Below are 12,844 nucleotides of genomic sequence, written 5' to 3'. Positions count from 1 at the left end.
TGGAAGGCCGACACCATCAAAAGGGAGGCTCCATGTATAGGTATTACGTCAACAAGAAGGCTCAGGCCACGGGCGAGCATGAGGTCCACACGAGCCTGTGCTCGAACAAGCCGCTGCCCGAAAACAGCATCTACCTCGGCCAGTACCCGTCCTGTCACGCGGCCATCGCCAAGGCCCGGGAGTATTATGAAGAGGTGGACGGCTGTTATTTCTGCTGCCGGGAGTGCCACAACCGATGAGGGGGGAGAAGGAAAAGGCCCGCATGAGCGGGCCTCTTTGCGATCGGTGATTGGAAGATTGAAAGGCAAAAGGGCAAAAAGACAAAAGGGCAAAAAGACAAGGGGAGGAGAGCCGTCGCTGGCGCTCCTCCATGTTTTTTGCAGCCCTCCCGGCGGGGTTCTTTCTTTTGATTCGCCCCGTCCTGGGGCTCACCCTTCGGGGCGTTGGCAAAGCCAACGTCCAAATCCGCTGTCCTGCGGATTTGTGCTTGGCCCAAAAGAAAGAACCAAAGAAAAGGGCCGGAGGTAGCGCCGCCGCCTTCCTCGTCGGCCCAAGAATCTGATCGGACCGGCTCCGCTCCCGATCCAGTCGTCCGCTCCGCTCCCTCCCAGGATCGAAGAGCCGCTCCGCCGCTCCGTCAGCTTCTAGGGCTGACGAGGAGATGGCTGGGTACTAGAATAAGCTAAGTTGCTTTGGGGGTTTTGGGGGTTCTATTTTGGGATAGAAACAGCCGATAATAATCCATGTCCAGTGTTGGTTGACCCTGCCTACGTAAAAATGGGTATCCTTACCAGGTCCACAAATAAAGTCGAAGAAACGCTCCTTCACCTTAGTTAAAGCATTATCTTCTCCATAGCTGTCTCGCATCTTCCTAAAAAGTTGGCCAACTTCCCAATCTGTTATTATTTGTTCGTGCCCATTACAGTTTGGATCGGTACATCGATATATGTAACGAAAGTTGTAAGGAATTTTTTCTAAATCTTTGCGCTCGCCGTGAAGGGGGATTTGCATTTGCGCGGCTTTCGCTTTTCCTACCCAATCGCGCTCAACAGGAATTGCTTGAAAATCGACAATGCTTGATGCCTTGATTAAACCAAGAGAACAGTCTTTCACATGGCTTAAGTTTAACTCACACATGGATTTAATTGGTTTTTGAAAAATGATCTTTTTTCTTTCCGCCCAATAGTCTTTGGTGGAAAGAACTGGGCCAATCGTTTCGATTGTACTCATATAGGGTTTAAATGATTCGGGTCTGGGGTCATTCTCAGCGGGAGCTACATCGACTTCAATCCACTGGTATTTTTGAAACTGATCAACAACATCTCGATAGCGGAAATCAATTGGATATAAACGAATAAAAGAACCGTCTTCACGGACCCCAGCCGTACAGACAGTCTCAAAATGCTTCCATGAAGGAGTGGGGTAAGTTTTTACAGTGATTAAAACTTTAATGCGTTCTCTCATTACCCCTCCATTATTGCTGCGCTACAGATGACGTACTTGTAAGTGAGTCTCTTTCGCTAAGCGAGAAGCCAGCCTGGAACGATGGCATAAGTGAGAATCAGCTTCAAAACACAGCAAGACCGATGGCTTTTTTTGAAGTGCAATAATAATTTCTTTTTGACTTTCTGTGGTTGTCTCTAGCGTAGTTTCTTCATACTTTTCGAAAAGTGTTTCGTAATCTGTATTTGATTTTAGATTTTTCCTCAAGTCGGTTGCAATACCGACTTCAGGAAAGTGATAATAATCTAACCCAATATCAGAACATAGAGCCTTTAAAGCTTTCTTCGAAAATCCATACTTTCGAGAAATGGGGTTTTTGCGAATGTCAATAATAGCTTTCAAGCCCGCATTTAATACTTTTTTGAAAAAACTATCTATGCTGTCACCCTCATAACCTATTGTAAAAATTGAAATTGTCTCAACAGACGCAGGTGTGGAGGGTTTGAGAGCTAATACATCTTGCGCTTTTTTGATTCTTTCGTTTGGGGTTAGTTCCCAGAATACATGTAACTGTTTCTTAATTTCAGCAAGCTCGTCTAATGGTATTTCGAACGCAATGGCTCTAGCTTCTTTTGACAGCTTGTTGTCAAGACGGTCACCATCTGTCGTGATAAGATTATTGGATACTAATGTGGTAACATCTTTTTCAAGCTGAAGAGACCGTGGCTTGGATGTGTCAACAAAATCAAATAAATGTTGATGGGCAATTGTGCTGGAATTTGAATTAAGGACAGCAACTGCTCCGGCTAATTCATCTATTGTTATTTTTGAAGTCGCTTCTAAAAGAATAGCGAGCAGCAATTTTTGTCTTTTATATACCATTGGTGGAAAAATCCTTAACCTAATAATTAATCTTTAATGCGCTTCCGCCCAATTCTTCCCCACACCCATATCAACCTTCAGCGGGACGTCCAGTTTGGCGACGTTCTGCATGATCTCCATTAAGCGCGCGCCCGCCTTTTCGATGTTGGCTTCGGGGGCCTCGATGATCAGTTCGTCGTGGACCTGGAGGATGAGGCGGGCTTCCAGTTCCTTGAGGGGTTTGTCCTTGTGGGCCTGGACCATGGCCATCTTGATGATGTCGGCGGCAGAGCCCTGGATGACCGTGTTGACCGCCTGGCGGCGGGCCTGGGACGAGAGCTGGTTGTTGCGGGAGTGGAGCTCGGGCAGGAGGCGGCGGCGTCCGGCCAGGGTGGTCACGAAGCCGTGTTCGAGCGCGTCCTCGACAATGGTGTCGTAGTACGCCTTGAGCGTGGCCATCTTCTCGAAGTATTTTTCCGTGAACTCCTGGGCTTCGGTCTGTTTGATCTTCAACTCGCGGGCCAGCTTCTGCACGCCCATGCCGTAGATCAGGCCGAAGTTGATGGTCTTGGCCCCGCGCCGCTCGGTGTCGGTCACGTCCGCGATGTCCTTTTCATGGATCAGCGCCGCCGTGCGCGCGTGGATGTCCTCGTCGTGCTTGAAGGCGTCGATCAGCGCCGGGTCCTTGGAGAAGTGGGCCAGGACGCGCAGCTCGACCTGCGAGTAGTCCGCCGCGGCCAGCCGGTTGCCGTCCGCCGCCGTAAAACAGGCGCGCATCCTCGGACCGTGCACCCCCCGGATGGGGATGTTCTGCAGGTTCGGCTGCGAGCTGGACAGTCGGCCCGTGGCCGTGGCCAGCTGGTTGAAATGCGTGTGCAGGCGGCCGTCGTCCCCGACCATCTTGGGCAACGGCTCCAGGTAGGTGGAGCGCAGCTTTTCGAGCATGCGGAATTCCAGCACCGCGTCCACGATGGGATGCTGGTCGCGGATTTTCTCCAACACCTGGTTGGCCGTGGAGCGCAGCCCGGTGGAGGTCTTGGACCCGGCCTTGATGCCGAGCTGGTCGAACAGGACCACGGCCAGTTGCTGGCTGGAGCGGATGTTGAACTCCTCGCCCGCGTGGCCGATGATCGTCCGGGTCAGCTCTTCCAACTGCCCGTTGACCTCGTCCAGAAATTCCTGGAACGCCCCGTTGTCGATAGCGATGCCCGCCCGCTCCATGCCCACCAGCACCGGGATGAGCGGGATTTCCAGCTCGCGCATCAGCTTGTTCAGGTGCGCGGTTTCCACCTGGCCCCGGACGGACGCCATGTAGGCCAGCGCGGCCAGGCCCTGGGACTGCGGGTGCAGCTCGCGCGCCGCGTCCGAGAACTCGGCCCGGCCGTCCTGGAACATGGACTGCCGCAGTCGCGCCCAGGTGTAGTTGCGCGCCTCGGGGTCCAGCAGGTAGGCGGCCAGGCTGAGGTCGAACCACTGGCTCGACAGGATGTGCCCCCACGCCTCGTCCGCGCGCAGCAGGTCCTGCACGCTCGGCGTGGCGATGACCGAGGCGTGCTCGATCTTGCGCACCAGGTCCTTGGCCGGGCCGGTGTAACGGTACTCCTGGCCGTTCACACCCACGAAGAAGGCCTCTTCCTCGAAGGTCAACCCCACGTCCTCGCCGCCCAGGTCGGGCAGATCGTCCACAGTGGCGGCCTCGTTCACGTCCAGGGGCTCCTCGGCCTTCTCGTTGGCCGGGGCGGCCTCGCCGAACAGGGAGAACTGCTTGCTCTCTCCGGCCGGAGCGGTCTTGGCCGCCTTCTTGACCGTCTCGGCCAGCGGGGCCGGTGCGGCTTTGGCCGTGTCCGCGTCCTTGGGCAGCAGCCGCTGCAACCCGCGCAGTTCGTATTCCTCGAAAAAGTCGTTCAACGCGGCCAGGTCAGGCGTTTGCACCCGGAAGAAGTCCAGGTCCTGGTCGCAGCTGTCGGTCTTCATCCGCGTCAGCTCGCGGAAGGTGAAGACCTGGTCCAGCTCGGGCTCGACCTTGGCGCGCAGCTTGTCGGGCAGCCTGCCCAGGTTGTCGCGCACCTCCTCCAGGGTGGGGCCGGTGGCGGCGAAGATCTTGCGTGCGGTCACCGGGCCGATGCCGGGGATGCCGGGGATATTGTCCGCCGAGTCGCCGATCACGGCCTGGAAATCCGGCCAGGTGGCGGGCTCCATGTTCTCGGCCTCGCGGAAGGAGTCCAGCGTGTGGATGGTCTCCTTGCGCCCGATCTGGCTGACCATGACCACCCGGTCGTCCAGGCACTGCTTGATGTCCTTGTCCGTGGCCAGGATGATCACCGGCCTGTCCGCCTTGTAGCGGCCCGCCAGGGAGCAGATGCAGTCGTCCGCCTCAACGCCCTCGGAGACCAGCAGCTTGATGCCGAGCAGCTCCACGCCCCGGCGTACGGGCTCCACCTGGTCGCGAAGCGGCTCGGGCATGGCCGGGCGGTTGGCCTTGTACTCGTCGTACAGCGCGTTGCGGAAAGTCGGCCCCTTGCCGTCCATGAGAAAGCCCATGTGGTTCGGGTTCTCGTCCTTGAGCAGGTTCATGAGCACGCGCATGACCGTGTTGATGGCGTTGGTCGGGAACCCGTCCGAGCGGGACAGGTCGGCGCGGGCGTAGAAAGCGCGATAGAGCAGGGCGGTTCCGTCGATGAGGTACACCGGGTCCTTATCGAAATTGAGGCGTTCTTTTAACGACATAGATATGGGGGTGGGGGTTTAGATTCTGTGGATGGAGGATTTTCGGCCGTGTCCGAGGCGTTTGAGCATGAAGATTTCCGGGTCCACGCCGTCCAGTTCGGTCAGCTCCACCTCGGCCCGGGCGGCCTGTTTATGCCCGCCGGCCGAGCCGAGCCCGTTCATGATCTTCTGGGCCATGGTGCCCATGTCGCGGCGCAGGCCGTCGCCCCGGAAGATGCAGACCAGCTTGTCGTCCGCCGTGCCCGAGACCACCACCCAGGCCACGTTGTGCACCCGGGTGAAGAAGTCGGCCACGATGACCAGGATGTCCGGGTTGTCCACGTTGCCGCAGTGGGCGAACAGCCCGTGGCCGATGCGCCGCAGGTTGTAGAAGGCGCGGGAGAAGTAGCGCATCCAGTCCAGGTGGAACTCGCTGCGGCTGATGCGGTTCATCAGCTTGGAGTCCGCGAACTTGCTCAAATACTTGAAGGCGGCCATGTCCGCGTCGATGAATTCACGCTCGAAGGTCTTGGTGTCGCAGCGGATGCCGTACATGAGCGCCGTGGCCAACAGTTTGGCCGGGCGGATCTTCATGTTGTACAGGTACTCGGTCATCATGGTGCAGACCGCGCCGTACTTGGGCCGGATATCCACATAGTCGGCCTGGACCAGGTTGTCCTGCATGATCGGATGGTGGTCGATGACCACCGAAAAGTCGAATTGCTTGAACTCCGGGTTGTGGTGCGGCTGGGAGTCCACCAGGGCGAATTTGTCGTATTGGGCCGCGAGGTTTGGGATGAGCTTCTGGGTGGGGATCCGGCAGTAGCGGATCATGGACAGGTTGTCCGGCCGCTTGATTTCGTTGATCTGCGCGATGGCCGCGGCGTTCACGCGCCGGGTCATGATCCGTTTCAGGGCCAGCGCCGAGCCCAGTGCGTCCGGGTCGGCGTTGATGAGGATCAGCCAGTTGTCTTCCTTTTTGAACAGGCTGAGAAGTTGCTCAACCTGTTCGTCAAGTTGTCGAAATAGTGCCACGTACTATCCCTGTTTCAGGGTTAACGGCAGCCCGGCCGCCACCAGGAACGCCTGGTCGGCCCGCACGGCGACAGCTTGGTTGAGCGCGCCGAGGCTCCGCACGAAGGCCCGGACCCCGCTGCCTGCCGGCAGCGGCCCAAGCCCTGTCTCACAGGAGACAAGTATCAAATCCGTGGAGCCCCAGTTGTCGAGAACTTCCAAGAATTCCTCGATCTTAACCGGCTCACATCCGGCCTCTCGACAGGCGAACAACCAGTAATCCAGGCTATCCACCAGTACGGCCGGAAACGACAATTTAGCCTTTTGAAGCCCTTGAGGCAAGTCCTCGGCCACTTCCGCGACTTCAATGCCCGGGCCCCGGCTTTGGCGATGGCGCCGAATCTGCTCGCGGAATTCCATGTCGCGGGCCTTGCCCGTGGCCACAAACAACCCCGGACCGGCCGATTCGGCCAGCAAATCCAGCGCGAAATCGGATTTTCCGGATTTGTTGCCGCCGAGCACCAATGTGATCATTTTTCATCCTCCCACCGGGCGAACAACTGGCCGAAGAGGTCCAGGGAGTCGAATAACTCCGCCCGGCCGAAGACCTCCAGGGTCACGGTGAAGTTTGATGCCCGCTCAAGCATGGTCTTGAGCAGGACCTGGCCCACAGGGTCCAGTTCGCGCAGGGGCCAGTGGCGCATGTCCCGCTCGGCCCCGTACACGTGGAGCATGCGCACGCGCTCCCACAGGCCGGGCAGTCGCAGGACATCGCGCTGGTCGTAGGCCTGGATGTGCCCGATGTCCAGGCAGGCCGAGAAGCCGCCTTCCACGACCTCGTCCCAGACCGGGGTCAGGCTGCACGAGCCGATGTTCTCGACCAGGAACAGGGCCGGGTCCACGCCGTTGTCGCGCAGCCGCGCGGCCAGGGGCAGGAGCATGTCCGGCGCGTCCGGCGGGTGGAGCACGTAGGCTCCGGGCGAGACCGGGGCGATCTTGTCCAGCAGCCCGTCAATCTTTTGCCAGGCGGTCTCGAACCCGGCATGCCACGGCAGGTCCAGCGGCATGTGCACGTGCCAGGAGCAGGGCAGGTCCGCGAGGTGGGCGGGCAGGTCCTCATCCGTATAGGCCAGGCAGGCCTCGGTCTCGAAGAAAAGAACCGCGATTTCCGGGAAATAGTCGGCCAGGTACGCGCTGTTTTCGGCCAGGCCCGCGGGCAGCACGGCCGAGGGCGCGGCCAGGGGAAAAGGAAAGCGCACGTCCCATTTTTGCTCCACCTCGCGCACGGAAAGGGGGGCGGATTGCGCACTATTTTCCCGGTCGCGGCCGTATCGGTCCGGGGAACCCGCCGGTTTCGTTGACATAGAGTCTCGGGGCATGGCTATTGCAGCAAATCGTTCAGCACGATGAACGATTTGCCGAGGTTTCGGATATGACCACGCTTCGCGAATATTTCCAACATAAGTTCAACCCCCTGCATGTCTTCTGCCGGTTGCGTCGAATCGGCCTGCCCCGGTCCGCGGCCCGCAACGTCTGCTGGGTCTACGAACGCGGGCTTTACCGCTTTCTTCTCTAGTCGAGCAGGCCGAGTTGCCTTTCCTTGGTCACCTTGCGGGCGGCCAGGGTGGACTTGGTCAGGAGCTCCTCGGGGATTTCCCTCAGATAGCGCGACCGCGGCAGGGCCAGGGTCTTGCCGTAGAGCTGCCGGCTCCGGGCATAGCTGAGGTAGAGGTTCCGCCGGGCGCGGGTCATGCCCACGAACATCAGCCGGCGTTCCTCGGAGAACCGCTGGCCCCTGCCGGGGGTCAGGGTGACTTTGGCGGTGAGCAGGTCCATGCCCGCGAAGGGGAGGATGCCTTCCTCGCAGGCGGGCATGAACACGGCCTCGAACTCCAGCCCCTTGGAGGCGTGGAGGGTCATGATCTGGACCTTTTCGGCGGTCCGGCGGACCAGTTCGAGCTCGGTTTGGAGGGACACCCAGTTGACCAGCCCCTGCCAGCCGCCGCGCCGGTCGAACTCGCGCCTGAGCTCCTTGAACTGGCGGCTCTCCCAGAAGAACTGGTCGAAAGGCGGGGTTTCGCTCAGGTAGGCGGCCAGCCCGACCGGGCCCTTGGCCAGGATGTGGTCCGGGATCTCGATGGTGTCCTCGACGCCGGACAGGGTCATGCCCAGGAACTGCTCGGCGGCCTTGAGGATGGCGGCCACGCGCGGCTCCTGCCAGAATCCCTCCAGCTCCGGGGTGCTCACCGGCACGCCCGCGCGTTTGAGCGCCTTTTCGATGACCGGGATGAGCGCCTTGAAGCGGACCAGCACGGCGATGTCGCCGGGCGCCAGGTCCCCGCTCCCCTCGTTGTCCACGATGGAGTGGCTGGTGGCTCCGATGAGCCCCTTGATCTTGTCGCTGATCCAGGTGGCCTCGCGCATGGCGTCCGGGGCCTCGAACATGTGCATGGTCGCGGTCACGTCCTTGCGCGCGATCAGGCGCGGGGCCTCGGGGAAAAGATTGCCCGCTCCGTCCAAGATGGTCTGGCCCGAGCGGTAGTTGTCGATCAGGGTGACCAGTTCGATGTCCGGCCAGATCCCCTTGAGGTGGGCCTCCACGTCGCTCACGGCCCCGCGGAATCCGTAGATGGACTGCTTGGGGTCGCCGATGCAGAACAGCCCCTCGCCGGACTGCCCGGCGATGCCCCGGACAACGGCCAGTTGCAGGGGTGTGAGGTCCTGGACCTCGTCCACCAGCACGTGGGTGTAGGGCATGTGGAAGGTCGGCGCGCCGGACTGTTCGAGCATGAATTCCAACAGGTCGGTGTAGTCCACCAGGTCCCAGTGATTCTTCTGGTTGCCGTAGCTGATGTGCGCTTCGCTCAGGTCGTCGGGCAGTTCGGTCAATTGCTCGCGGGCCAGGATGTATTTATTCCAGTAGTGGTCGAGGTTCTTGCCCGCGAACTCCGGGTTGACCTCGGCGAACAGCTTCTTGGCCGCTCCCTCGGGCACCACGATGGGCGTCTCGGAGTAGGCGTGTTTCCAGTAGTCGAAGCACAGGGAGTGGAGCGTCCCGGCCTGGGGCATGTCCGCGTTCTCGCCCCGCAGGGCGTGCAGCCGGTCGCGCATCTCCTGGGCGGCCCGCCGGGTGAAGGTCAGGGCCAGGATGCGTTTGGGAGGGACCCCCTCGTCCATGAGCCGCTCCACCCGGCCCATGAGGGTCTGGGTCTTGCCCGTGCCCGGACCGGCCAGGACGAGCACCGGGCCGGGGCCCGCGTCGATGGCCGCCTGCTGGGCGTCGTTGTAGGCCAGGGGCACGGCCTCGGTCTTGGGCCGGGACACGGCCTTGCAGGACGCGGTCAGGGCGGGATCGGGCCGGACCTCGGGCCGGGGGATGTGGATGAGCGTGGCCCCGTTCTTGATCTGGGTGCGCTCCTTTTCCGAAAAGACCGAGATGACCCCGTACTCGCCGTCGAACCCGGCCTTGCGGATGACCTGGCCGTCGCGCATGCGGGTGATGCCCTCGGCCAGGTGGCAGGAGAAGCGGCTCAGGTCCTCCGCAGGCGCCCGCTGGAGTATGTCCAGTTCGTTGCCGAACTCGCGGATGAGCTGCATGTACAGGTGGTCGACCTTCTTGGAGCCCGCGCCCACGCCAAGCACCTCGGAGAGGATTTCCTTGAGCGGGATGAGCGAGACGAAGCCAGGCGCGCCCGCGGGCTGGACAGGCTCCTCGCGGTCGGCCAGCTCCAGGACGCGGTTGTACACGCCCACGGTCACGGGCTTGCCGCAGACCGGGCAGATGCCGTCCCGGGCGATGGTCTCGTGGGGGTCCATGGACACGCCGCACTTGCGGTGCCCGTCCATGTGGTACTTGCCCTCCTCGGGGAAGAACTCCACGGTGCCGAGAAATTTGTGGCCCAGCCCCTCGCCGCGCAGGGCCCGGTAGATGCCTTCAAAGGAAATTTCGCCCCGGAACAGGTTGGCCTCGCGGCCGAGCTTTTCGCCGGAATGGGCGTCGGAGTTGGAGATCAGCCGGATGCGGTCCAGCTCGGACCAGGTCCAGTTCATCTCCGGGTCGGACGAAAGCCCGGTCTCCATGGCGAAGATCTCGTCCGCGTAGTCTCCGAAGCACTCGCGGATGGAGTCGAAGCCGGACTTGGAGCCGAACAGGGAGAACCAGGGGGTCCAGATGTGCGCCGGGACCAGGAACGCCTGGGGGTGGGTCTCCAGGACCAGGTCCATGAGGTCGCGGGAATCCAGGCCGAGGATGGGGCGGCCATCCGAGGCCAGGTTGCCCACCTGGCCGAGCTTCTCGTTGAATCTTCTCACCGCGTCCAGGTTGGGCATGTAGACCAGGTTGTGGACCTTGCGGACCTTGCCGCCGCGCTTGTAGATGGAACTGATCTCCGTCTGGAGCATGAACCGGGTGCGGCCGGGGATTTCGCCGTCAAAGGCCGGGACTTCCTTTTCCAGCCCGCCGGGTTCCCGCAGGGTGAACAGCCCCTTGCCGTTGTCCTCCAGTTGCTCCTCGATCTCGGCCAGCCATTCGGGGTGGGTGAAATCGCCCGTACCCAGCACCGAAAGGCCCTTCAGGCGGCCCCAGGCGGCCAGGTTCCGGATGGTCAGTTTCTTGCTGGTGGCACGCGAAAAACGGGAGTGGATGTGCAGGTCGGCGGTGAATCTTTCCATGGAGGGAACAGTATAGGCATACTCCTATTATTGCAACCCGTGGCCCTGGCCAAAATGGGTTGACTGCGGGTTTTGTTGCAGATACAACTTTTGCCATGAATCTTGACAGAATGAACCCGAGGGAGTCCATCGGCTTTCTCTCTTGGAAGGTCGCCCGAGTCTTCGCCAACGATCTGGCCGCCCGCTTCGCCGAGGCCGGGGTTTCGATCACGGTGGAGCAGTGGCGCGCCCTGTTGCCGGCCTACAAGGCCGACGGGCTGACCCAGGGAAGGCTGTGCGACATGCTTTCCCAGGAGAAAACCGGGGTCAGCCGCCTTGTGGCGGCCCTGGAAAAGCACGGCCTGTTGCGCCGCGAATCCGGCGACGACGACCGGCGGGTAAAGTACATCTACATCACGGACAAGGGCCGCGAACTGGTGGACTTGACCATCGACATTGTCCTGGAAAGCCGGGCGGAGATTGTCAGGCACGTGGACCCCGAGGAGTTTGCCGTGTGCAAGCGGGTCCTGTGGCAGCTTATCGAGCCCCATCTGGACGCAACCTGTTGCCTCAAGGAAGAACCATGCTGAAGCTGGGACCGGGAGGACGGAAGTGGTTGAAGGGATTGCATCTGTGCACGGTCGCCTGCTGGGTCGGCGGCGGCGTCGCCCTGATCCTGCTCTACTTCCTCAAATCCGGGGTGACCGACGGGGGCGTGCTCTACGGCATGAACCGGGCCATCCACCACGTGGACAGCTACGTGGTGGTCATCCCCGGAGCCTTCGGCTGCCTGCTCACCGGCCTGGCCTACTCCCTGTTCACCGGTTTCGGTTTCGTCAAGCACGGCTGGGTGATCCTCAAGTGGGCGGTCACCGTCTCGGCCATAGCCTTCGGTACGGTCTGCCTCGGTCCCTGGGAGCGGGCCATGATGGATATCTCGGGCCGGCTCGGTGCCGGCGCCCTGAGCGACGCCGCGTACCTGCACAATGAGCGGATGAATTTCATATGGGGGCTGGTCCAGGTTGCGGTCCTGGCGGCCACGGTCTTTGTGTCCGTATTCAAGCCATGGAAAAACCTACTGAAAAAGAGCGCGTGATGCAGAGATTCCTTGAGGGTGCGGCACTTTGTTTCCTGGCGGTCCTGCTGGCCGTCCCGGCCTTTGCCCAGGGGGGGGAACGCCCGCCGTCCCCGGTGGTCACGGCCAAGGTGACCACCGGCGACATGGCCCCCGAGACCGAGTTCATCGGCACGGTCTATTTCACGGAAATTTCCAACGTGGCCGCCGAGGTCGAGGGCAAGGTCGTGTCCCTGGACGTGGTGGACGGCCAGCGCGTCAAGAAGGGCGATCCCCTGGTGACCCTGTCCTCGGACATCCTGGACAGCAGCATCGCCAACGCCCGGGCTCTCGTGGAACAGGCGAAGGCCAACTACGAGCTGGCCAAGCTCGAGAACGAGCGGACCACCAAGCTGTTCAAGAGCCGCACCGTGGCCGAGGGCGAATACGACTCCAAGAGGTTGACCGCCCTGTCCGCCGAAAAGCAGATGATCGCCGCCCGGGCGATCCTCAACCGGCTGCTCACCGAGCGCGGCAAGAAGACCATCCGCGCCCCGTACGACGGCGTGGTCCTGGAGCGCAAGGCCTTTCGCGGCGACTGGATTTCGGTCGGCGCGACCGTGGCGGTCATGGCCGCGGACAGGGACTTCGACGTGGTCGTCAATGCCCCGCGCGAGGCCTTCGGCGTGGTCAAGCCCGGTCTGGAGGTGAGCGTCAGGGTCGCCGGCCGGGACGTGCCGGGCACGGTCTTCGCGGCCATCCCCAAGGGTGACGTGGCCACCCGGACCTTCCCGGTCAAGATCCGCGTGCACAACGACGGCTTCCTGGCCGAGGGCATGGAGGCCAGGGTGGTCCTGCCCAAGGGCTTGGGCGGTATGACCATGATCGTGCCCCGCGATGCGATCATCTCCTCTCGCGGCCAGACCGTGGTCTGGGCCGTGGTCGACGGCAAGGCGCAGCCCATGCCCGTGTTCGTGGTCGGCTATCGGGGCATGGAGGCCGGGGTCAAGTCCAAGACCCTCAAGGAGGGCATGGACGTGGTCGTCAAGGGCAACGAGCGGCTCCAGCCGCAGCAGCCCGTGGCCGCCCAACCCATGAAAGGACAGTAGGGGGGGC

The 12,844-nt window shown here is 61.3% G+C and carries 12 protein-coding genes; 5 read left to right on the top strand and 7 right to left on the bottom strand.

The features are described 5' to 3' along the window. The first annotated feature begins 32 nt into the window (after positions 1-32). Positions 33-239 carry a hypothetical protein gene (locus V8V93_RS15860; protein WP_338667575.1) on the top strand — a complete coding sequence of 69 codons (207 nt, stop codon included), beginning with the start codon at positions 33-35 and terminating at the stop codon, positions 237-239. A gap of 433 nt (positions 240-672) precedes the next feature. Here V8V93_RS15860 and V8V93_RS15855 read toward each other — a convergent pair whose 3' ends face one another. The 6 genes from V8V93_RS15855 to cbiR are packed head-to-tail and all read right to left on the bottom strand — an operon-like array spanning position 673 to position 7,388. Further along, positions 673-1,464, bottom strand: coding sequence for a hypothetical protein (locus V8V93_RS15855; RefSeq protein WP_338667574.1), 792 nt, complete (start codon positions 1,462-1,464; stop codon positions 673-675). Between the two features lie 21 nt (positions 1,465-1,485). Next, positions 1,486-2,325, bottom strand: a complete 840-nt coding sequence (locus V8V93_RS15850) for a DUF488 family protein (protein WP_338667573.1) — start codon at positions 2,323-2,325, stop codon at positions 1,486-1,488. Between the two features lie 33 nt (positions 2,326-2,358). Further along, a complete protein-coding gene (gene polA / locus V8V93_RS15845) occupies positions 2,359-5,031 on the bottom strand; it encodes a DNA polymerase I (RefSeq protein ID WP_338667572.1) in 2,673 nt (890 codons plus the stop codon). Between the two features lie 18 nt (positions 5,032-5,049). Further along, complete coding sequence (locus tag V8V93_RS15840) at positions 5,050-6,045, bottom strand: DHH family phosphoesterase (RefSeq protein ID WP_338667571.1); 996 nt, start codon at positions 6,043-6,045, stop codon at positions 5,050-5,052. Positions 6,046-6,048: 3 nt separating this feature from the next. Then, entirely contained in the window at positions 6,049-6,558 is a 510-nt protein-coding gene (locus V8V93_RS15835; RefSeq protein WP_338667570.1) for a bifunctional adenosylcobinamide kinase/adenosylcobinamide-phosphate guanylyltransferase, read from the bottom strand. Further along, positions 6,555-7,388: a cobamide remodeling phosphodiesterase CbiR gene (gene cbiR, locus V8V93_RS15830; RefSeq protein WP_338667569.1), complete on the bottom strand. Its 834-nt coding sequence runs from the start codon at positions 7,386-7,388 to the stop codon at positions 6,555-6,557. The genes V8V93_RS15835 and cbiR overlap by 4 nt, the downstream gene beginning before the upstream one ends. A 68-nt stretch (positions 7,389-7,456) precedes the next feature. Here cbiR and V8V93_RS15825 point away from each other — a divergent pair, with 68 nt between their 5' ends. Then, positions 7,457-7,600, top strand: a complete 144-nt coding sequence (locus tag V8V93_RS15825; RefSeq protein WP_338667568.1) for a hypothetical protein — start codon at positions 7,457-7,459, stop codon at positions 7,598-7,600. Here the strand turns inward: V8V93_RS15825 and V8V93_RS15820 are convergent. Beyond that, positions 7,597-10,695: a UvrD-helicase domain-containing protein gene (locus V8V93_RS15820; protein WP_338667567.1), complete on the bottom strand. Its 3,099-nt coding sequence runs from the start codon at positions 10,693-10,695 to the stop codon at positions 7,597-7,599. The genes V8V93_RS15825 and V8V93_RS15820 overlap by 4 nt on opposite strands. 95 nt (positions 10,696-10,790) lie before the next feature. Between V8V93_RS15820 and V8V93_RS15815 the strand changes: the two genes are divergently transcribed. From V8V93_RS15815 to V8V93_RS15805, 3 genes are read left to right on the top strand one after another with little or no spacing between them, the layout of a single operon-like run. Beyond that, complete coding sequence (locus tag V8V93_RS15815) at positions 10,791-11,264, top strand: MarR family winged helix-turn-helix transcriptional regulator (RefSeq protein ID WP_338667566.1); 474 nt, start codon at positions 10,791-10,793, stop codon at positions 11,262-11,264. Next, positions 11,258-11,770: a hypothetical protein gene (locus V8V93_RS15810; RefSeq protein WP_338667565.1), complete on the top strand. Its 513-nt coding sequence runs from the start codon at positions 11,258-11,260 to the stop codon at positions 11,768-11,770. The genes V8V93_RS15815 and V8V93_RS15810 overlap by 7 nt, the downstream gene beginning before the upstream one ends. Then, positions 11,770-12,837, top strand: a complete 1,068-nt coding sequence (locus V8V93_RS15805) for an efflux RND transporter periplasmic adaptor subunit (RefSeq protein WP_338667564.1) — start codon at positions 11,770-11,772, stop codon at positions 12,835-12,837. Before V8V93_RS15810 ends, V8V93_RS15805 begins: the two co-directional genes overlap by 1 nt. Positions 12,838-12,844 lie beyond the last annotated feature (7 nt).

It is taken from the genome of Pseudodesulfovibrio sp. 5S69 (assembly GCF_037094465.1).
In the GTDB taxonomy this organism is placed as follows: domain Bacteria; phylum Desulfobacterota; class Desulfovibrionia; order Desulfovibrionales; family Desulfovibrionaceae; genus Pseudodesulfovibrio; species Pseudodesulfovibrio methanolicus.
Note: the sequence above shows the minus strand (reverse complement) of the source record. Positions and strands in the feature narration are given on the sequence as shown.